General features: G+C 51.4%; 13 protein-coding genes. 10 read left to right on the top strand and 3 right to left on the bottom strand.

Features of this window, described 5'->3' with window-relative positions; all coding sequences use genetic code 11:
- The first annotated feature begins 307 nt into the window (after window positions 1–307).
- The 3 genes from C8275_RS10595 to C8275_RS10585 all read left to right on the top strand — a co-directional run bounded on the left by C8275_RS10595 (window position 308) and on the right by C8275_RS10585 (window position 6,133).
- The gene (locus tag C8275_RS10595; protein WP_106625811.1) at window positions 308–4,633 is read left to right on the top strand and encodes a DUF5113 domain-containing protein; all 4,326 of its coding nucleotides are present in this window, start codon (window positions 308–310) and stop codon (window positions 4,631–4,633) included.
- A 65-nt stretch (window positions 4,634–4,698) separates the two neighbouring features.
- Complete coding sequence (locus tag C8275_RS10590) at window positions 4,699–5,424, top strand: DUF5932 domain-containing protein (RefSeq protein ID WP_022385789.1); 726 nt, start codon at window positions 4,699–4,701, stop codon at window positions 5,422–5,424.
- Entirely contained in the window at window positions 5,414–6,133 is a 720-nt protein-coding gene (locus C8275_RS10585) for an AbgT family transporter (protein ID WP_106485079.1), read from the top strand. The genes C8275_RS10590 and C8275_RS10585 overlap by 11 nt, the downstream gene beginning before the upstream one ends.
- 7 nt (window positions 6,134–6,140) lie before the next feature.
- Here the strand turns inward: C8275_RS10585 and C8275_RS10580 are convergent, their stop codons facing one another.
- From C8275_RS10580 to C8275_RS10570, 3 genes are all read right to left on the bottom strand, one after another.
- Complete coding sequence (locus C8275_RS10580) at window positions 6,141–6,788, bottom strand: DedA family protein (RefSeq protein WP_022385787.1); 648 nt, start codon at window positions 6,786–6,788, stop codon at window positions 6,141–6,143.
- Window positions 6,789–6,803: 15 nt separating this feature from the next.
- The gene (locus tag C8275_RS10575) at window positions 6,804–7,748 is read right to left on the bottom strand and encodes a hypothetical protein (protein WP_157948248.1); all 945 of its coding nucleotides are present in this window, start codon (window positions 7,746–7,748) and stop codon (window positions 6,804–6,806) included.
- 135 nt (window positions 7,749–7,883) lie between these two features.
- Entirely contained in the window at window positions 7,884–9,620 is a 1,737-nt protein-coding gene (locus C8275_RS10570; RefSeq protein WP_022385785.1) for a glutamine--tRNA ligase/YqeY domain fusion protein, read from the bottom strand.
- Between the two features lie 696 nt (window positions 9,621–10,316).
- Here C8275_RS10570 and C8275_RS10560 point away from each other — a divergent pair.
- From C8275_RS10560 to C8275_RS10530, 7 genes are all read left to right on the top strand, one after another.
- Window positions 10,317–12,899 carry a DUF5686 family protein gene (locus tag C8275_RS10560; protein WP_369861190.1) on the top strand — a complete coding sequence of 861 codons (2,583 nt, stop codon included), beginning with the start codon at window positions 10,317–10,319 and terminating at the stop codon, window positions 12,897–12,899.
- Window positions 12,900–12,980: 81 nt separating this feature from the next.
- Window positions 12,981–14,249: a replication-associated recombination protein A gene (locus tag C8275_RS10555; RefSeq protein WP_106485076.1), complete on the top strand. Its 1,269-nt coding sequence runs from the start codon at window positions 12,981–12,983 to the stop codon at window positions 14,247–14,249.
- Window positions 14,250–14,311: 62 nt separating this feature from the next.
- Window positions 14,312–15,265: a D-2-hydroxyacid dehydrogenase gene (locus tag C8275_RS10550; protein WP_106485075.1), complete on the top strand. Its 954-nt coding sequence runs from the start codon at window positions 14,312–14,314 to the stop codon at window positions 15,263–15,265.
- A 32-nt stretch (window positions 15,266–15,297) separates the two neighbouring features.
- Entirely contained in the window at window positions 15,298–15,924 is a 627-nt protein-coding gene (locus C8275_RS10545) for a trimeric intracellular cation channel family protein (protein ID WP_106625810.1), read from the top strand.
- 282 nt (window positions 15,925–16,206) lie between these two features.
- On the top strand, window positions 16,207–17,142 hold the full coding sequence (locus C8275_RS10540; protein ID WP_106625809.1) for a magnesium transporter CorA family protein: 936 nt from the start codon (window positions 16,207–16,209) through the stop codon (window positions 17,140–17,142).
- 5 nt (window positions 17,143–17,147) lie between these two features.
- Window positions 17,148–18,191: a magnesium/cobalt transporter CorA gene (corA, locus tag C8275_RS10535; RefSeq protein WP_022385779.1), complete on the top strand. Its 1,044-nt coding sequence runs from the start codon at window positions 17,148–17,150 to the stop codon at window positions 18,189–18,191.
- 194 nt (window positions 18,192–18,385) lie between these two features.
- On the top strand, window positions 18,386–19,585 hold the full coding sequence (locus C8275_RS10530; protein ID WP_106485074.1) for a pyridoxal phosphate-dependent aminotransferase: 1,200 nt from the start codon (window positions 18,386–18,388) through the stop codon (window positions 19,583–19,585).
- Window positions 19,586–19,649: the final 64 nt, after the last annotated feature.

The following is a 19,649-nucleotide window of genomic DNA, read 5'->3' as shown; positions in this document are numbered from 1 at the left end:
AACTCGCAGTCCCACGCTTTGGAACTCGCAGTCCCACGCTTTGGAACTCGCAGTCCCACGCCGTGGAACTCGCAGTCCCATGCCGTGGAACTCACAGTCCCACGCCGTGGAACTCAGATTCCCATGCCGTGGTCTTCTGATTGGTATGCTCATCTGGGTCTGTGGATGATGCGCGAAAGGTTGATTATCAAATGAGCCTGGCGCATGCATTCCTTGCTGGTCACAAGGTTTTTCTGTCCGGGAATGCGGTTACTTCATCAAAACCTCCTATCTTTGCTTCATGCGTTCAATTATTTGCCTGTATGCTATGAAGTTTTCATTGCGATTCTGTCTGTTGACTGCCTTGCTTTCCGTCGTTTTCTTCTCTTGCGGACGGATGCAGCAGGATGTGTCGGTGTCTGTAGCCGACTCGCTGAACGTGCTTTCCTATCGTTGTCATTATCGTAATCTGGATTCGTGCCGTTACTATGCCGAGAGAGCCTTGGCATTGTCGCACGATGACCCTATGGTCATGGCGCAGGCATACAATAACCTGGCGTTCCATGCGTTCATGCAGATGGACTTTGAGCAGTCGGCTTCCTGGCTGGATAAGGTGTACGCTTCCTGTCGCAACGAGATAGAGCTATTGGTAGCCGACGTGGGGATGATGAAGATTTGTCAGCGGACGTCGGACAACAAACGATTTTATGATTACCGTAACAGCGCCCTGCGGCGCACGGAGCGCATCGACGAGGAACAGACCGAGCTGAGCCGGGCGGAACGTCTGCGCATGCTCTTTGCCCGTACCGACTTCCACATCGTGTCGAGCATCTATTTCTTCTATTTGCAGCAGTTGCCCCAGTCGTTGGAAGAAATCGAACAGGCCCACGTGGCTGCCCTGCCTTTTGACACCGGACAATGGCTCTACTACCTTTATATGAAAGGTTCCGGGGGGCTGTGCCCGGGGGTTGATGCGGCAGATATCACCGTGAAGGAGTTCGACTACCTGAGCCGTTGTCTTGCCGAAGGGGAATCCTATGACTATTTTGAGGCGAACAGTCTCCAGGCATTTGCCGAGATGCTGGCGGACCGGAGTCGGATGGAGGTCTTGAAGGAACAGCGGGCGCCCGGACTGAAGATGCTCAATCCTGACGGAGTCCCTGATTCTCTGCTGCCCATGTCCCTGGCACGGCGTGCCTTGCAGCGTTTCCGCGATTATGGCGACATTTATCAGATTGCCGGAGCTTACCGGACGTTGGGGACTTGCCTTATCCGTCGCGGACGCTATGCGGAAGCCGTCGACTCCCTGCAGCGGGCGCTTGACTATGTGACTTACCACCACTATCATTACTATGCCTGTTCCGATTCCATCCATCACCTGTATGCTTACCATCCGCAGGACAGCATTCCGCTTGAACTGCGCTGGATGAACAGCCGCGAGGTACAGACCGTCCCCGAGTGGATTGCCCGCATCCGTGAGCAGCTCAGCATAGCCTATGCCGGAATGGGTCTGAAGGACCAGTCGGACTACAACCGCAACATCTACCTCGACATCCTCGATGTGACCCGTCAGGACAAAGAGCTGGAGAGCCGCTACGAACGGCTGGAACGGGAGTCTGCCCAGTTGGATGCCTGGCTGCTGGCAGTCATCCTGACCATTGTGGTAGTCATTGCCGTCTTCGTCGGTTTGAACCGACGGTGGCGGAAGAACAACGCACAGCACGTGGAGAAGCTCCGGCAGGCACTGGAGTTCAGCCGTCGGTTGCTTGTGGCTGTCCCTGACGAGGACGCGGACGAAGAAGAGGTGGCAACCTGCCTGTCAGAGGCGGTGCAGGCTGATTTCGAGTCTCTCTTCGGCTGTCGTTTCACCCTTGACGAGAAAGGGGAGATGATGCCTGAAGCCGGTCGTCGGCTTCCGAAGGACGAGCGCGCCCTGTTGGAGGTGATTCGTCCTTACTGGACACATGCCGTGCGCAATGCACGCTACTTTGCCATGTTGGGAGGCGAGTACCGGAAGCTGGAGTCGGAGAAATACATTCATGAGCAGCACATCGTCGACAACAAGCGGCAGAATCTGGTGAAAAAGGCGTGCGTAAGTATTGTGACGGGCATTGTCCCGTACATCGACCGCATCATCAACGAGGTGCACAAGCTGTTGACGTTGGGCTACCTGGAGCGTCCCGAGGTGAAGCAGGAGAAGTACCGCTACATCGACGAACTGGCAACCCGCATCAATGAGTACAATGAGATTCTGGCGCTCTGGATAAAGATGCGTCAGGGGACGCTGAGCCTGAACATTGAGACGTTCAGCCTGATGGAACTGTTTGACATCCTGGCAAAGGGACGCAAGGCGTTCGACACGAAACGGCAGACGCTCGACATGCAACCTACTGACGCGTGTGTCAAGGCGGACAAGGCTCTGACGCTCTTCATGATCAATACGTTGATGGAGAATGCCCGGAAGTACACTCCCGAGGGCGGACATATCGAGGTGAAGGCGGTAGAGACCGACAGCTATGTGGAGATTTCGGTGACGGACAACGGGCGGGGACTGTCGCCTGATGATGTGGAGCGCATTGTGCATGAGAAAGTCTACGACCCGGCGTCCATCGGACTGCATGGGACGGATGCCGACGAAGAGCTGAGGCGTAACAAGGGAAGTGGCTTCGGTCTGATGAACTGCAAGGGCATCATTGAGAAATACCGCAAGACCAACGAACTCTTCCGTGTCTGTCTCTTCTCGGTCGAGAGCCGTCAGGGAGAGGGCTGCCGTTTCTATTTCCGCCTGCCCCGTGGGGTGCGCAAGACGGTCGGAGTCCTGCTCTGCCTGTTGGCGATGGGAGTGGGGAGCTCGTGCAACCGTTCTTCCGCTCCGGCATCGGGAGGAGGCGGACTGGCTTCCTATTACGATGAACACCTGGAGCGGGCTGATGCTTATGCCGACTCCGTTTACTTTGCCAATGTATACCGGGAACACGGACGTGCCTTGGCTTATGCCGATTCAGCCATCCGCTACCTCAACCTTCATTTCACGGAACATGTGCCTCGTTCCGCCCCGCTCATGACACTCTACGGAACAGGCGACGCCGCAGAGATAGCCTGGTGGAGCGAGCATTTTGATACCGACTACTATGTCATCCTGGATATACGCAACGAGGTTGCCGTGGCAGCCTTGGCATTGAAGGACTGGGATACATACCATTACAACAACACGGCATACGCTTATCTCTACAAACTGTTGAGCCGTGATGCGTCGCTGGAGGCGTACTGTACGGAGATGGAGCACTCGTCGGGCAACACCACCGTGAGCATCATTCTCTGTATTGCGTTGTTGCTGGTCTTCCTGGCAGGCTACTACCTGCTCTATTTCCGTCACCGGATGCTCTACCGTTTCAACCTGGAACAACTCCTGCGGGTCAACCGCATCCTGCTGCGTGCCTCGATGCGTAACCTTGACGCAGGAACGGATGCCGACTGGCGATTGGCATGGAAGGCTCTCTTGCACGAAGCATTTGATGAAATGAATGACCTCCTGCCTCTGCAGACATGGGGCGTGGGGCTCCGCCGTGAAGAAACACACCGTACGGAGACAGTCTTCTGGCCTGCCTTGCCTGCTTACGGTGAGTTGACGCGCTGGGTTGATGAGTGCATCTCCTCCCAGTCCAACGTATTCTCGGAAGACGGATGTCTGGGATGCTTCCCCTTGCTGGTGGAAGAGGACGGCGAGCAGCAGTGTCCGGGTGTGTTCGTGGTCCAGTCGGTGCGTCGGTTGCGTGCCGAAGAGGTCTTGTTGCTGGAACTGATGGCACGCTATGTGAGCATCCTGCTGGTCAACAACACCATCCGGGTGAGACAGACGTTCCGTGACCTGGAACTGGTGCGCGACGACAAGGCACGTGCTTATCGTGAAGAGACCATCCTTCATGTGCAGAATCTGGTGCTTGACAATTGCCTCTCGACCATCAAGCACGAGACGCTCTATTACCCCAACCGCATCAAGCAGATAGCCGACCGGCTGTTGGCTGGATTGCCCCACACGGAAGAGAAGGAACAAGTGAAGGCGATGGAGGAGCTCGTGGGTTACTATAAAGGAGTCTTTACGTTGCTCACCTCCTGTGCGGTGAGACAGCTGGATGCCGTGACGTTCCGCAGGCAGGCTGTGGACGTGGAAGTCCTGACAGGAGCAGCAGTAAAATATGTGAAACGTCGGAATAAGAAATCCTCTTTTACATTAGCTTTGCAGGTAGAGTCGGCAGCCGTCCGAGTGACGGGCGACAAGGTCTTGTTGTCCTTCCTCCTGGAGAATCTGCTGGAGGCGGCGTATGCCTGTCCGGAGGAGGGGACGTTGGAGCTGAAAGTGGAACCGGATGGTGACTTTGTCCGCTTCAGTCTGACAGACCGGCGGCAGTCACTCCCGTCAGCAGTTCTGAACGAGCTGTTTTATCCCGACCTGAAACGCATGAAGGGACCTGATGGTCAGCTGACGGGGACAGAATATCTGGTATGCAAGCAAATCATACGCGAACACGATGAGTTTACCGGACTGAGAGGATGCCGCATCAATGCCGAGCCGGCAGTCGGGGGAGGTTTTACCGTCTGGTTCACGGTGCCGAAAGCCGGTAAAGGTCGTGCCGGAGAAGCTGTATCCCGTTAGCGGATTGCTGGCGGACACCTGGGCCGCTCGTACTCCTTGTCAACTCGTCAACTAATAAAAGAACTATGGATAGAAAGTTTAGAGTAATTATCGTCGAAGACGTAAAGCTGGAATTGAAAGGTACGGAAGAAATCTTCCGCAATGAAATACCCGAAGCCGAAGTCATGGGAACAGCCATGACCGAGAAGGACTTCTGGTCGCTGATGGAGCAGGGCTTGCCTGACATGGTGCTGCTCGACTTGGGACTGGGCGGTTCGACAACCGTGGGTATTGATATCTGCAAAAACATCCGCAAGCGTTACCCCAAGGTCAAGGTGCTCATCTTTACGGGCGAGATTCTGAATGAGAAACTGTGGGTAGATGCGCTTGATGCCGGTGCCAGCGGTATTGTCCTGAAGACCGGTGAGCTGCTGACGAAAACTGAAGTGCAAAGTGTCATGGAGGGCAAGCAATGGGTGTTCAACCAGCCCATCCTGGAGAAGATTGTGGCGCGGTTCCGTCAGGCTGTGCTAGCCGAGGTCCGCCGTCAGCAATCTGTCATCGACTATGACATCGATGAGTACGACGAGCGTCTGCTCCGCCACCTGGCTCTAGGTTATACCAAGGAGATGATTACAGGATTGAAAGGTATCCCCTTCGGCGTGAAGTCCCTGGAGAAGCGCCAGAACGATTTGGTCAACCGGCTCTTTGCACCGGGTGAGCGGAGTGGGGTGAATGCTGTACGTCTGGTTGTGCGTGCACTTGAACTGGGTATACTTGACTTGAATAATCTGGAGCCGGATGATGAGTAGTCTGTGGAACAGCGGAAGAGCCACGCTGGTGGTATTGCTGGCGGGCATTGTCCTTGCCCTGGCTTCCTGGATAGGCAATCTCTATGACTGGCCCGTGCGCAACATGCTGAGTCCGGAGGGATTCCGCTGGATGCTGCAGAGCCTGTTGCCCAACGTGGAGGCATCGCCCTGGTTTACGCTGTTCATTCTGACGTTGGGACTGGGAGTATGGCGCGAGTCAGGCTTGTCACAAGCCATATTCCGGGTGATTTCCCGTCGCCGCAGAGGCGGCCTGTCTCCCAAGCGCCGGCAGGCCTTGCTGTTGGGCGGCGCATCGTTGGTGTTTTATCTGATCATACTTTGTTGGGTGACATTCTCCCGCCATGAAATTCTGTTGGGTGTCACCGGCACGTTGGAGCGCTCTCCCTTCCTGGCAGGTTGGCCGTTATTGTTGTCGCTGGCTGTGGCTCTGCCGGGTGCCGTCTACGGGTTGGCTGCAGGAGAGTTCCGTGGAGTTGTTGACCTGTTGCAGAGCCTGTCTTCCCTGTTCCGTTCCATGGCAGGATTCTTTGTCTATTTGTTTTGCGCCATCCAATGGCTTGCCATGTTCCAGTATACAGGATTTGCCGTGTGGATGCATGTCCCCTTTGAGCTTCTTTCAGAGATTGTTTGTTACGTGCCGTTCCTGTATGACTGGTTGTTTGCTTCCCGAAAAGCCGACAGGCAGTGAGCTGGCTTTATTCCGCCTTGGGTGACCGTTTGTGGGTAAGAGCCAGGTAAACGAAATAGAGTACGATAAGTCCCAAAATGCCGAATACAATGTACTTGAATATATCGTTGTATTCCGTCACCTTTGCCATCAGTTCGTCAAGCGGCATCGCTTTCTGGAAGTAGAAACCGGCGGTGGCCAGCACACTGTTCCAGATACCGGCTCCCAATGTCGTGTAGAGCAGGAAGGTCGACAGTTTCATGCGTGCCAGTCCTGCCGGGATGGAGATGAGCTGGCGGATGGCGGGCAACAGACGTCCGACAAAAGTCGATACGGCACCGTGGCGGTCAAAGAAGGCCTCTGCCTTTTTCACTTTGTCCACGTCAATCAGGCAAAGGCGTCCCCATCGGCTGGCAGCGAAGCGATAGATGATGGGGCGTCCGACAAAGTAAGCCAGGTAATAGTTGAACAATGCGCCGATGTTGGCGCCGAGTGTGGCAAACACCACTACCCAGACAACGTTCAGTTCGCCTTCAGCAGCCTTGTAGGCCGCCGGGGTCACGACGACTTCTGAAGGAAACGGGATGAAAGAACTTTCGATGGCCATCAGCAACGTGATGGTCCAGTAATTCAGGTGGTCGAGACACCACTGAAGATAGAATGCAATAGAGCCCATAATAAATAGAAAGGTTTAAGGATTATAGCGGTCGAACAGTTTGAGCAGGAATTCCTTGACTTCTGTGTTGCTCAAGTTCATGGGCAGACAGTCATGAAAGGCACGGATGACATTCCTGTAGTCGTCTCCGTTGTTTGCCGGGTCAAGCTGACCGATAAAATAGCCATAAAGCGGTTTATAATCCAGTTCCAGACAGCAACGTGCCATGTAGGGGAGTTGTTCGCACCGCTCCTCGTCCGTACGGATCTGGCAGTAATAGTCAAAGGCCTCCAGGTAGAACTGGCGGATATGGAATTCGTAGCCAAAGATACTGAGGTAGTAATCACGTTGAGGGTCGTCATCCGCTTTGAGAAGCGCTTTTTCAAAGTAGCGTCTGGCCTGGTCGTATTCATGCCTGCACATCAGCAGGCGTCCGTACATCATAAAGAGGTTGGCATCTTCAGGATGGAGGTGTATCAGTACATTGATTACTTCGTGGAGGGTACTGAAGTGCTGATGAACCCATAGTGCGTCGATGATTGGGTCATAATCTGTTGTCGTTGCCTGTGGGTCCCGGATGAGTTCCCAGTTCAGCTCCCCTTCGAAGGGAATATCCTTTTCCAGCTCTTGGATTTCTTGAGAGAGGGAAGTCTCGATTTTTACGTTGTCCAGCAGTTCGAAGTGGTCGACAATATTCTGTAGTTCATCGTCCTCGGGGTGCTCCACGCAATATTTTTGCAGGAAAGCCTTGCCTGCCTGTTGCTTTTTGGGGTCTTGTGTCGCCAGATAGGCAATGTGCTTCTTGCACTTTGCACTCTCCCGTTCAGGTTCGAGAGCCAAGGCAAACTCGTATGCCTCGATGGCCTTGTCGACCTGCTCCGCCTGGATGTACATGTCTCCGAGATCCTCCCATAATTGGGGTGAGTGTGGTGCTTCGTCTAGTTGTCGTTCCAGAATCTGGATAGTTTCTCTTGTCTTCATGTTGGTCTACAATGTAGGTAATAGGTTATGAGGGTGAAAGTTGAGGAGCCAACAAAGAGGGGAGGACATGTTCCCATGCAGGGGGATTGTGTTTACAGTCCGATTGGCTTCCTTGTTGGCTCGTCAGTCTTATGCTCATTTGTTCATCTTGCCCCAAGTGTCCTTGAGTGACACGGTACGGTTGAAGATCAGATGGTCGGGGGTGGAGTCCTTGTCAGGAGTGAAGTAGCCGATGCGTTGGAACTGGAGGTAGTCCAGCGGCTTCTTGCCGGCGGCATACTTCTCCACATAGCAGTTGGTCAGGATGGTAAGCGAATCCGGGTTGATCATCTCCTTCATGGCATCGAGGGCAGAGCAGTTCTTTGCTTCCCGTATGGCAGCCATTTCGTCACGCGGATTCTCTACTTTCCACAGACGGTCGTACAGACGTACTTCGGCAGGCACACAGTGTGCGCAGCTCACCCAATGGAGGGTGCCTTTTACTTTCCGGTTGCTATCAGGCATTCCGCTCTTGGTCTGCGGGTCATATTCGCAGTAGACTTCTTCAATTTCACCGTTTGCGTTCTTTTTGCATCCTGTACATTTCACGATGTAGGCATTCTTGAGGCGTACTTCCTGTCCCGGTGTCATGCGGAAATACTTCTTGGGTGCATTCTCCATGAAGTCTTCACGCTCCATCCACAGTTCCCGTCCGAATTCGATGGTGTGAGTCGGGGAGTTCGGGTCTTCCGGGTTGTCAATGGCTTCCATCTCTTCCACTTGTCCTTCGGGATAGTTGGTGATGACCAGTTTGACGGGGTTAATGACAGCCGATACGCGTGTTGACCGTGCATTGAGGTCTTCCCGGACGGCACTCTCCAACAGAGCGAGGTCATTCAGGGCATCATAGGTCGTATAGCCAATCTTGTCCACAAAGTTACGGATAGATTCTGGGGAGTAACCACGACGGCGCAATCCGCACAAGGTCGGCATGCGGGGGTCATCCCATCCGCTGACCAACCCCTCTTTCACCAGGGTGAGCAGGTTTCGTTTACTCATGAGGGTATAGTTCAGATTGAGCTTGTTGAATTCAGTCTGACGGGGACGATTGTCATCAAGGTCTTTACCTTCCTTCAACCAATCGATGAACAAGTCGTAAAGAGGACGGTGCGATACGAATTCCAAGGTACAGAGTGAGTGGGTTACTCCTTCGAAGAAGTCGCTTTGTCCATGTGCAAAGTCATACATCGGATAAGCCTTCCACTGGTCGCCGGTACGGTGATGGGGAGTCTTTACAATGCGGTAGATGATAGGGTCACGGAAGTGCATGTTCGGGTTTGCCATGTCAATCTTTGCACGGAGTACGGCAGAACCTTCTTCCAGTTCACCACTGTTCATCTTTTCAAAGAGTGCCAGGCTCTCTTCAATGGGGCGGTTGCGGTAAGGGCTCTCCACTCCCGGTTGGGTCGGTGTGCCCTTCTGTTCGCTGATGACTTCAGCCGGCTGTTCATCGATGTAGGCCTTGCCTTCCTTGATCAGGCGCACAGCAAAATCCCACAACTGCTGGAAGTAGTCAGAGGCATAATATTCATGCCCCCATTTGAAGCCCAGCCATTCGATGTCCTCTTTGATGGCATCCACGTATTCAGTATCTTCTTTGGTAGGGTTCGTATCGTCGAAGCGGAGGTTGCATACACCATTGTGCTTGGCTGCAATACCGAAGTCCATGCAGATGGCTTTGGCATGTCCGATGTGTAGATATCCGTTAGGTTCGGGCGGGAAGCGGGTCTGTATCCTTCCTCCGTTCTTACCTTCTTGCAAGTCTTTCTCAACCATTTGCTCGATGAAGTTCAAGCTTTTCTTCTCTACTGTTTCCGATGTTTTTTCAGTCATAGTAAGTCATTGTTATCTAATTGGCAGCAAAAGTAATGATTCTTTTTGGGATGCAGTTTATTCCGTCTTAAGTTTTTGAGTTCTTAAGTTCTTTACGTCTTTAACTGTACGCGTACTTTCTGTTTGTCTGTCCCTGATCGTTCCGTTTGTCTTATCCTGACCTTTTATAGAAGGTCGGCAAGGCGGACCGGATATTGCATTTGCGTCACAATTTTTTTCCAATGGATATGCACGGTTCCTGTATTTTTCCGTTATCTTTGAAACCTCTTCAGGCAAAGGAAGAAGCCCAATTGTTAAAAAGACACTTATCCATGCAAAACATGTTTTTTAACATGAAAATATATTTGGATACTATAAAAAAGGGTGTTCCTTTGCATCGTTATCCTGAAAACAATCTTTTTACCTTAAAAAAACTAATACCTATTGAAAACTTAAAACGGGTGCTTTGGGAAAAGAGCCCGTTTTTTTATGCCTCCAGGCACGTGGTAAGGGATATCGTGTGCTTTCTTTCGTGTAGGCATTTACGGAAGTTTGTTAATCTGTTTTTACATCCGGAAATTTGCATAATCCCATACAAACAGAGTGTCTGGACACTGTTTTCAAGAATTCAAGGCTCATGTTATTAATAGTTAATCTGATTCGGCTTTTCCCTGATATTGTTCGCGAAGGATTACTTTTGCCAATTCATCCTTTACAATGCTAACTAAGATGACAAGACGTGATGTACATAAAATAGGTCTGATCGTATGGTTGATAAGTATGTTTCTGCCTTTGAATGCACAGATTCGTGGAGTGGTGGTTGACTCCTTGACTCGGGAAAAGTTGCCTTACATATCCATTTCTCATGAAGGACGGGGAGTGGGGCGTACAGACAACAGTGGAGACTACTATGTCCGGATTGGAGAGGACTGGCATTCATTGACTTTTTCAGCCGTTGGTTATAAGTCGAAGACTGTTGCCATCATTCCGGGAGAAACCAAACGTCTCAATATTGAGCTGGCGCCGGATAATGTACTGTTGCAGGAGATGGTCGTGCGTCCCGGACGGGAACGTTACCGGAAAAAAGATAATCCGGCTGTGGTGATGATGCGTAAGGTCATTGCTGCCAAGAAGCGGAACCGTTTGGAGGATAACGATTATTACCGCTATCACAAGTATGAAAAGCTGAACATTTCTTTGGATGATATCAATCCCATGTCGCTGAACAAGGGAGTACTGAAGAAGATGCCTTTTCTGCTGGACCAGTTGGAAGTCAGTCCGGAGGGGGATAACCTGGTTCTCCCGGTCTCGGTCAAGGAAACCTCTTCAGAGGTGCTCTATCGCAAAGACCCGCGTCGTGAGAAGACCCTGGTAGAAGGCGTCCGTTCGTCGGGTATTGACGATCTGTTCCACTTGGGTGATGTCGTCGATGAAGTGTTGCAGGACGTATTTGCCGACGTGGATATCTATGACAACAGTATCTACCTGTTGCGTAAGAAATTTGTCAGTCCGATTGCTGACGGTGCCATCTCCTTCTATAAATATTATATCATGGACACGACTTACGTGGAGCGTGAGAAGTGTTTTCACCTGACATTCGTACCCTATAATTCCCAGGATTTTGGCTTTACCGGTCATCTGTATGTCCTGGCAGACTCTTCGTACACGGTGCGTCGGTGCATCATGAATCTGCCGAAACATACCGGGGTGAACTTTGTGGAAGACTTGTCTTTGAAACAGGACTACGAGAAGATGCCTAACGGTTATTGGGGTTTGTCTGTAGATGATATGTCGACCAAAATCTATCCGTTCAAGAAATTCCAGGGAGCGGTCGTGCGGAGGTTGACACGCTATTCGGATTTTTCGTTTGACCCGATTGATGAGAAGGCCTTCGGAAATGCCCGCAAGGAGGAAATGCGTCCGGATGCTTATCTGAAGAACGAGGGGTTCTGGCAGGATGCCCGTTCACTCCCGTTGACCCAAAAGGAAGCAGAGATGGATCATTTTGTAGATAATCTGCAGAAGACTCCCGGTGCCAAGCCTGTCATCTGGATTCTGCGACTGTTCGCCGAGAACTATGTGGAAACCGGCTCCGAGAAGACGCCGAGTAAGGTTGACATAGGCCCTCTCAGTACGGTCGTATCCAGTAATTATGTCGATGGATTGCGCCTGCGTATGGGAGGAGCTACGACTGCGAACCTCCATCCCCATCTCTTTTTCAAAGGCTATTATGCTTATGGGTTTAAAGACCACCGTTCCAAATACATGGGCGAAGTGGAATATTCTTTCGAGAAGAAGGCCTATATGCCTTTTGAGTTCCCGCGTCATTCTGTGGCGCTGACTTATCAGTCGGATGTGATGTCCCCGCTTGACAAGTTCCTGACGATGGACAAGGATAATATGTTCGGTTCACTTAAGACTACTACCGTGGACCAGATGATGTATTTCCGCAAACTTGCTTTTCGGTATGAGTATGAATCGTTCAGCGGTTTCTCGACCAAGCTGGAGCTGCGCCGTACCGTTGATGAACCGACTGGTAAATTGCAATACATACTCAACGACGGGAATGTGACGCCTACGTTGGTTGACCGCTTGACTACAACCGAAGCATCCGTCACCCTGCGCTATGCACCGCATGAGACCTATATTAATACCAAGCAGTCCCGTCGTCCGGTAAACCGTAATGCCCCTGTCTTCACTTTGGGACATACCGTGGGATTGAAAGGGGTGATGGGAGGCGATTATTCCTATCACCTCACGGAAGCTTCCATCTACAAACGACTTTGGCTTTCGTCGTGGGGCAAAATGGACATTACGCTGAAGGCGGGTGCGCAGTGGAACAAGGTTCCTTTCCCCTTGCTGCTGATGGCGCCGGCCAATACTTCGTATTTTCTTCAACGGGGCAGCTTCAGCATGCTCACCAATATGGAGTTCCTGAGCGACCGCTACGCCTCCATTGATGTGGATTATGACATGAACGGCAAAATTCTTAACCGCATACCTTTCCTGCGTCGTCTGAAATGGCGTGAACATTTCGGAGTAAAGGCATTCTACGGAACGTTGACCGACAAAAACAATCCCAGCCTCAACCAGGACGGGAGTCTCTATCTCTTTCCTGTGCGGGATGGTGAGCCGTCAAGCTTTATCATGGAACACGGAAAGCCCTATGTGGAGCTGATGGTAGGAGTACATAACATATTCCGTCTGTTGCAGGTGGATTATGTGCGTCGTGTGAATTACCTGGACCATCCCGGTGTCCATAAGCACGGTGTCCGCCTGGCAGTGAAGCTGACGTTCTAGCGAAGTCCGGGAAAGAGACTTTCGAATGGCATTTGAATAAGGATTGAACAACATACCTAAAACATTAAAACCAACTGAGACATGCAACCATTGGCAGAGCGTATGCGTCCAAAGACCTTGGACGAATATATAGGGCAGAAACATCTGGTAGGCCCCGGAGCCATTTTGCGCAAGATGATTGACTCCGGACGTATCTCCTCGTTCATCCTGTGGGGACCACCCGGGGTGGGGAAGACGACGTTGGCACAAATCATTGCCCATAAACTTGAAACACCTTTCTACACATTGAGTGCGGTGACATCGGGTGTGAAAGATGTCCGTGACGTCATCGAACGTGCGAAGAACGGACGGTTCTTTTCGCAGGCGAGTCCGATTCTGTTTATTGACGAGATTCACCGGTTCAGCAAATCGCAGCAGGATTCGTTGCTGGGCGCAGTAGAGACAGGGGTCATCACACTGATTGGGGCGACGACCGAGAATCCTTCGTTTGAAGTCATACGACCGCTGCTGTCGCGTTGCCAGCTCTATGTACTGAAGTCGTTGGAGAAAGAGGACCTGCTGGAGTTGCTGCACCGTGCCGTCACGCAGGACGTGGAACTTTCCAAACGTGCCATCGAGCTGAAGGAGACTGATGCCATGCTCCGTTATTCCGGGGGAGATGCACGCAAGTTGCTGAATATCCTGGAACTGGTCGTTGAAGCAGATTCAGACGAACCGGTGGTCATCACTGACGAGAAAGTTGTGGAACGTCTCCAGCAGAACCCGCTGGCCTATGACAAGGATGGCGAGATGCATTACGATATCATATCTGCCTACATCAAGTCCATTCGGGGCAGTGATCCCGACGGAGCGTTGTACTGGCTGGCACGTATGATTGAGGGGGGAGAGGACCCTGCCTTTATTGCCCGGCGCTTGCTGATTTCCGCTGCGGAAGATATCGGCTTGGCAAATCCGAATGCACTGTTGCTTGCCAATGCGGCTTTTGAAGCGGTGATGAAAATCGGATGGCCTGAAGGACGTATTCCTTTGGCGGAAGTGACGGTTTATCTGGCTACCAGTCCTAAAAGTAATTCTGCTTATGAAGGAATCAATCGTGCATTGGAGCTCGTGCGTCAGACCGGCAATCAGCCTGTCCCGCTCCATTTGCGCAATGCGCCGACCAAACTGATGAAGCAGTTGGGGTATGGGGACGGGTATAAATATGCCCATGATTATGAGGGACACTTCGTAAAGCAACAGTTCATGCCCGATGAGTTGACAGAGGCACGTTTGTGGCAACCGCAGGCCAATGCTGCTGAACAAAAGCTGAAAGACCGGATGCAGGCTTTATGGGGTGACAAATATAAATAAACGACTGCTCCTCCCTCCCGGAGGAAGCAAGCAAGTAACAAACATAAAACGGAGAATTTGAAATGAACATTGTTATATTAGATGGTTATTGCCTCAATCCCGGTGATTTATCATGGCAGGGTTTTGAAGAGTTGGGACTATGTACGATTTATGACCGCACCCGGCCGGAAGAGGTGTTGGAACGGGCGAAGGGAGCCGAAATACTGATTACAAACAAAACGGTTCTGGATGCCGACACCATGGATAACCTGCCTTCCTTGCGATACATTGGTGTGTTGGCAACGGGTTATAATGTGGTGGATATTCAGGCCGCAGCCCGTCATGGCATTACCGTGACCAACATACCTGCCTACAGTACGGACTCTGTGGCGCAGGCAGTCTTTGCACATATCTTCAACATCCTGTATGATATCTCGCACTACACGGAACAGAACCGGCGGGGTGTATGGCAAGCGAAAGGGGACTTCTGTTATTGGGATACCCCGTTGGTGGAACTGGCCGGCAAGCGAATCGGCATTGTTGGAATGGGCAATATCGGACGTGCGGTGGTGAAACTGGCGAAAGCGTTCGGCATGGAGATTTATATATGTACTTCGGCGAACATCAACCGGCTGCCGGCAGGGACTACCAAAGCGGAGCTGGAAGTATTGTTCCGGGAATGTGACATCGTGACCTTGCACTGTCCTTTGCGTGCCGATAATGCAGGCATGGTCAATGCTGCCTTGCTCAATTCCATGAAGCCTACGGCTATTCTGATTAATACGGCACGTGGACAACTGATTAACGAACAGGACCTGGCAGACGCATTGAACGCAGGCAAGCTTTATGCCGCCGGTCTCGACGTGCTTTCTTCCGAGCCTCCTGCCGGGGATAACCCGTTGCTTACGGCCCGCAACTGTTACATTACGCCTCATATTGCCTGGGCAACGCTCGATGCCCGTACACGACTGATGGAGCAGGCTGTAACCAACCTGAAGCAATACCTGAGAGGTGCCCCCGTGAATGTAGTATCCTGATTCTTTTTTAACTGCAACTAAACATGATGTACATACCTACCTTTGTGCAGGTCCTTGAGTTCATCGGGACCTTTGCTTTCGCCATCAGTGGCATCCGACTTGCTTCTGCCAAACAGTTCGATTGGTTTGGTGCCTATGTCGTGGGCGTGGCGACCGCTATTGGCGGCGGAACCATCCGTGACCTGATGCTTGACGTGACTCCTTTCTGGATGACAAATTCCATTTACCTGACCTGTTCTGCCCTGGCACTTGTTGGTGTCATCCTTTTCGGAAAGTTCCTCATCCGTCAGCAGAACACGTTCTTTCTGTTTGACACCATCGGTTTGGCTTTGTTTACCGTCGTGGGAGTAGAGAAGACCTTGGCGCTTCATTTCCCGTTGTGGGTGGCGATTATCATGGGTACCATAACCGGAGCTGCCGGCGGTGTCATCCGGGATGTGTTTATCAATGAGGTCCCGTTGATTTTCCGTAAGGAGATTTATGCCATTGCCTGTGTCATCGGGGGGCTGGTTTACGGCTTGTGTCATTGGCTGGGACTGGCGATGACGGTGACCGAGCTGGTGAGCGGTGTGAGTGTCTTCATGGCACGCATTCTGGCTGTGAAGTATCATTGGGCGTTACCGGTACTTAAGGGAGACACTCCTTCCGGAAACAAATAATTTTAGGTTTTCCTGCGAAATAGAATCCGACGATTTTACGTACTTTTGCGGCAGTTTTAACAAGTCAGACTTTATGGACGACCCTTATTCGCGAGAACAGAATACAGATTATTAATCATCGGCAGGGCTTTTCCTTTAAATCATTCATGGGAAGGACGGCACTGCCGAACAGAACTATGAATGATTGAGCTTTCGTGAGCTTCGGTTTACAAGGAGGAGGGACAGCTTCTCGTCTGGAGGTAAACCGGACCTTTGCGGAATGAAATGAAAGGAGGCTATAAGATGAGACAATATCTTTATTGCGAGTCGGCCGGTTTTGTGGAGAAAACCGAATGGCAACCCAACAGCTGGGTGAATGTAGTATGCCCGGATCAGGCAGACTTCAAGTTTCTCACCGAGACATTGCATGTTCCCCAATCTTTTTTGGACGATGTGGCTGATACGGATGAGCGTCCCCGTACGGAAATGGAGGACAACTGGTTGCTCACCATCCTGCGTATACCGGTCCCCGTGCATGACGCACCGGATGGGATTCCTTTTACGACAGTACCTATCGGCATCATGACGAACAATGACATCATTGTTTCGGTCTGTTATTATCACACGGAGATGTTGCCTGATTTCATCGAGCATACACGTCGTAAGAATGTCTTTGTACGTAATAAGCTCGATTTGATTCTGCGGCTGATTTACTCCTCGGCGGTCTGGTTCCTGAAATACCTGAAGCAGATTTACAACGATGTCAATGAGGCGGAAAAGGAACTGGAAAGAAGCATCCGCAATGAGGACCTGCTGCGTATGATGCGGTTGCAGAAGACATTGGTCTACTTTAATACCTCGATTCGTGGAAACGAAGTGATGATCGGGCGCCTGAAGTCCATTTTTCAGGATACGGATTTCCTCGATGTGGAACTGATGGAAGATGTACTGATCGAGTTGCGGCAGGCAAACAGTACGGTCAACATCTACAGCGACATTCTCACGGGGACGATGGATGCGTTTGCATCGATTATCTCAAACAATGTGAATGCCATCATGAAACGCATGACGAGCCTTTCCATTACGCTGATGATTCCGACATTGATAGCCAGCTTCTACGGGATGAACGTAGACATTCATTTGGACCGTTTTCCCCATGCCTTCGTGGCAATAGTTGCCGCTTCGGTCCTGTTGTCGGCTTTGACATTCATTGTATTCCGTCGGATTAAATGGTTTTAGACGCTATGAAGAACAATCTGTTGAGTGAACATCTGGTGTATAACGGCGAAAGTGAAACACCTACGCATTTCCATCTGTGTACCTACGATGCCAAGAGTTTTGAAGAAACGTCGGCGGACGATTTTGCTTCCATTGAGCAGAAGTTGCTTCCCGGACGCATCCACTGGCTGCAAATCCACGGACTGCGTAATACGGAGACGGTGCGTCGGGTATGTGCCCATTTCCAGATAAGCTTCCTCACGATGCAGGACATCCTCAATGTCGGGCATCCCAGTAAGATAGAAGAACGTGAATCCTACAATGTGGTCATCAGCAAATTGTCGGCTGTTCCCACTGATGAGGAGGACGGGGACATCCGCCAGACCCACCTCTGCCTGGTGCAGGGCAATGGCTTTGTGCTGACATTCATGGAGGAGGAGAACCGTTTCTTTGACGATGTAGTGCAGGCCATCCGTGGCAATATCCTGAAAGTCCGTGAGCGCAACAGTGACTTCCTGTTGAGTGTCCTGTTCAACAGCCTGGTGGGCAATTATGTGTCGGTGGTCTCACGCATTGATGATGACCTGGAGGAGTTGGAGTCTGCCTTGTTCGAGAACGCCGACGACCGGGATACGGGTATCCGCATCCGTCTCTTGCGGAAACAATACCTGGTGATGAAGCAGACGGTCTACCCTCTGAAAGAACAGTTTTCGAGACTGTTGCATTCCGATTCGGCCTTGTTGCAGAAGAATAACCGTGCCTTCTTCAATGATGTTAACGACCATCTGCTGTACGTTGTGCAGACCATCGACAGCTGCCGGGAGACACTCTCGTCCCTGATGGACCTTTATATTTCGAACAATGATTTGCGGATGAATGACATTATGACCCGTCTGACGGTCGTTTCAACCATTTTCATCCCTTTGACCTTCCTGGCGGGAGTATGGGGAATGAACTTCAAGTGGATGCCGGAGCTGGATTGGCGGTATGGCTATCTGCTGGCATGGGGCATCATGCTGGTGCTGGGGGTTGCCGTAGCGCTTTACCTGAAGAGAAAGAAGTGGAAGTGAACGGTAGCGGAAGAACGGTGCATCATGGTCCGGTATGGGTTGTGCATTTTTGACAGGAAACAGTGCTTTCTCCTGTCTTATTGTTGCCCGGAAGAACAAAAATCAGGGTTTTGTTTGCCCGATTAGCCGTTAGCCCTTATCTTTGCACACCAATAACGGACATCAATAACATCAGTTACAATCAGAATCGTATCATGCCACAAATATCTATACGAGGAACGGAGATGCCCTCATCTCCGATTAGAAAGCTGGCACCTCTTGCTGAGGCTGCCAGACAGCGCGGAACCCACATTTACCATTTGAATATCGGACAGCCGGACTTGCCTACACCCCAAGTTGCTTTGGATGCGATTCGCAACATTGACCGTACGATTTTGGAGTACAGTCCCAGTCAGGGTTATCGCAGTTACCGTGAGAAGCTGACGGGATATTACCGGCGTTTTGACATTCATCTGGATGCCGACGACATCATCATCACGACCGGTGGGTCGGAAGCCGTGCTGTTTGCCTTCCTGTCCTGCCTGAATCCCGGAGATGAAATCATCGTACCTGAACCGGCTTATGCCAACTACATGGCGTTTGCCATTTCGGCGGGAGCTGTGATCCGTACGGTCACGACGACCATCGAGGAAGGTTTTGCGTTGCCCAAAGTAGAGAAGTTTGAAGAGCTGATCAATGAACGGACCAAAGCCATCCTGATTTGTAATCCGAACAACCCGACGGGCTATCTCTATACACGTCGGGAGATGAACCAGATTCGTGATCTGGTGAAGAAGTATGACCTTTATCTTTTCTCCGATGAAGTGTACCGGGAATTCATCTATACCGGTTCTCCCTATATTTCTGCATGCCATCTGGAAGGCATCGAGGACAATGTGGTACTCATCGACTCCGTGTCGAAGCGTTACTCTGAATGCGGTATCCGCATCGGTGCCCTGATTACAAAGAACAAGGCGGTACGTCAGGCTGTGATGAAGTTCTGTCAGGCTCGCCTGAGTCCTCCGCTCATCGGTCAGATTGCTGCCGAAGCCTCGTTGGAAACTCCCGAGGATTACCTGCGTGATACATATGATGAATATGTGGAACGTCGGAAATGCCTGATTGACGGACTGAACCGTATCCCCGGAGTTTATTCGCCCATCCCGATGGGTGCTTTTTACACGGTTGCCAAGTTGCCGGTCGATGACAGCGAGAAATTCTGTGCCTGGTGTCTGTCTGATTTCTCTTATGAAGGAGAGACCGTCATGATGGCGCCGGCTGCCGGATTCTATACGACACCCGGAGCCGGACGCAACGAGGTGCGCATCGCGTATGTCTTGAAGAAAGAAGACCTGATTCGTGCCTTGTTTGTACTTCGCAAGGCGTTGGAAGCTTATCCCGGGAGGACGGAGTGAGCGGACAGCTGCAAATAAACCGGGACGGGGCTTTCTTTTTTACGGGAAACTTCCTTATTTTGTG

It is taken from the genome of Bacteroides sp. Marseille-P3684, assembly GCF_900291465.1.
GTDB lineage: Bacteria > Bacteroidota > Bacteroidia > Bacteroidales > Bacteroidaceae > Phocaeicola_A.
Note: the sequence above shows the minus strand (reverse complement) of the source record. Positions and strands in the feature narration are given on the sequence as shown.

Bases quoted from the DNA above. Each gene is read 5' to 3' on its own strand.
- C8275_RS10590 (WP_022385789.1), top strand. From the start codon at position 4,699: ATGGATAGAAAGTTTAGAGTAATTATCGTCGAAGACGTAAAGCTGGAA.
- C8275_RS10555 (WP_106485076.1), top strand. From the start codon at position 12,981: ATGCAACCATTGGCAGAGCGTATGCGTCCAAAGACCTTGGACGAATAT.
- C8275_RS10550 (WP_106485075.1), top strand. From the start codon at position 14,312: ATGAACATTGTTATATTAGATGGTTATTGCCTCAATCCCGGTGATTTA.
- C8275_RS10570 (WP_022385785.1), bottom strand. From the start codon at position 9,620: ATGACTGAAAAAACATCGGAAACAGTAGAGAAGAAAAGCTTGAACTTC.
- C8275_RS10530 (WP_106485074.1), top strand. From the start codon at position 18,386: ATGCCACAAATATCTATACGAGGAACGGAGATGCCCTCATCTCCGATT.
- corA (WP_022385779.1), top strand. From the start codon at position 17,148: ATGAAGAACAATCTGTTGAGTGAACATCTGGTGTATAACGGCGAAAGT.
- C8275_RS10560 (WP_369861190.1), top strand. From the start codon at position 10,317: ATGCTAACTAAGATGACAAGACGTGATGTACATAAAATAGGTCTGATC.
- C8275_RS10575 (WP_157948248.1), bottom strand. From the start codon at position 7,748: ATGAAGACAAGAGAAACTATCCAGATTCTGGAACGACAACTAGACGAA.
- C8275_RS10540 (WP_106625809.1), top strand. From the start codon at position 16,207: ATGAGACAATATCTTTATTGCGAGTCGGCCGGTTTTGTGGAGAAAACC.
- C8275_RS10585 (WP_106485079.1), top strand. From the start codon at position 5,414: ATGATGAGTAGTCTGTGGAACAGCGGAAGAGCCACGCTGGTGGTATTG.
- C8275_RS10595 (WP_106625811.1), top strand. From the start codon at position 308: ATGAAGTTTTCATTGCGATTCTGTCTGTTGACTGCCTTGCTTTCCGTC.
- C8275_RS10580 (WP_022385787.1), bottom strand. From the start codon at position 6,788: ATGGGCTCTATTGCATTCTATCTTCAGTGGTGTCTCGACCACCTGAAT.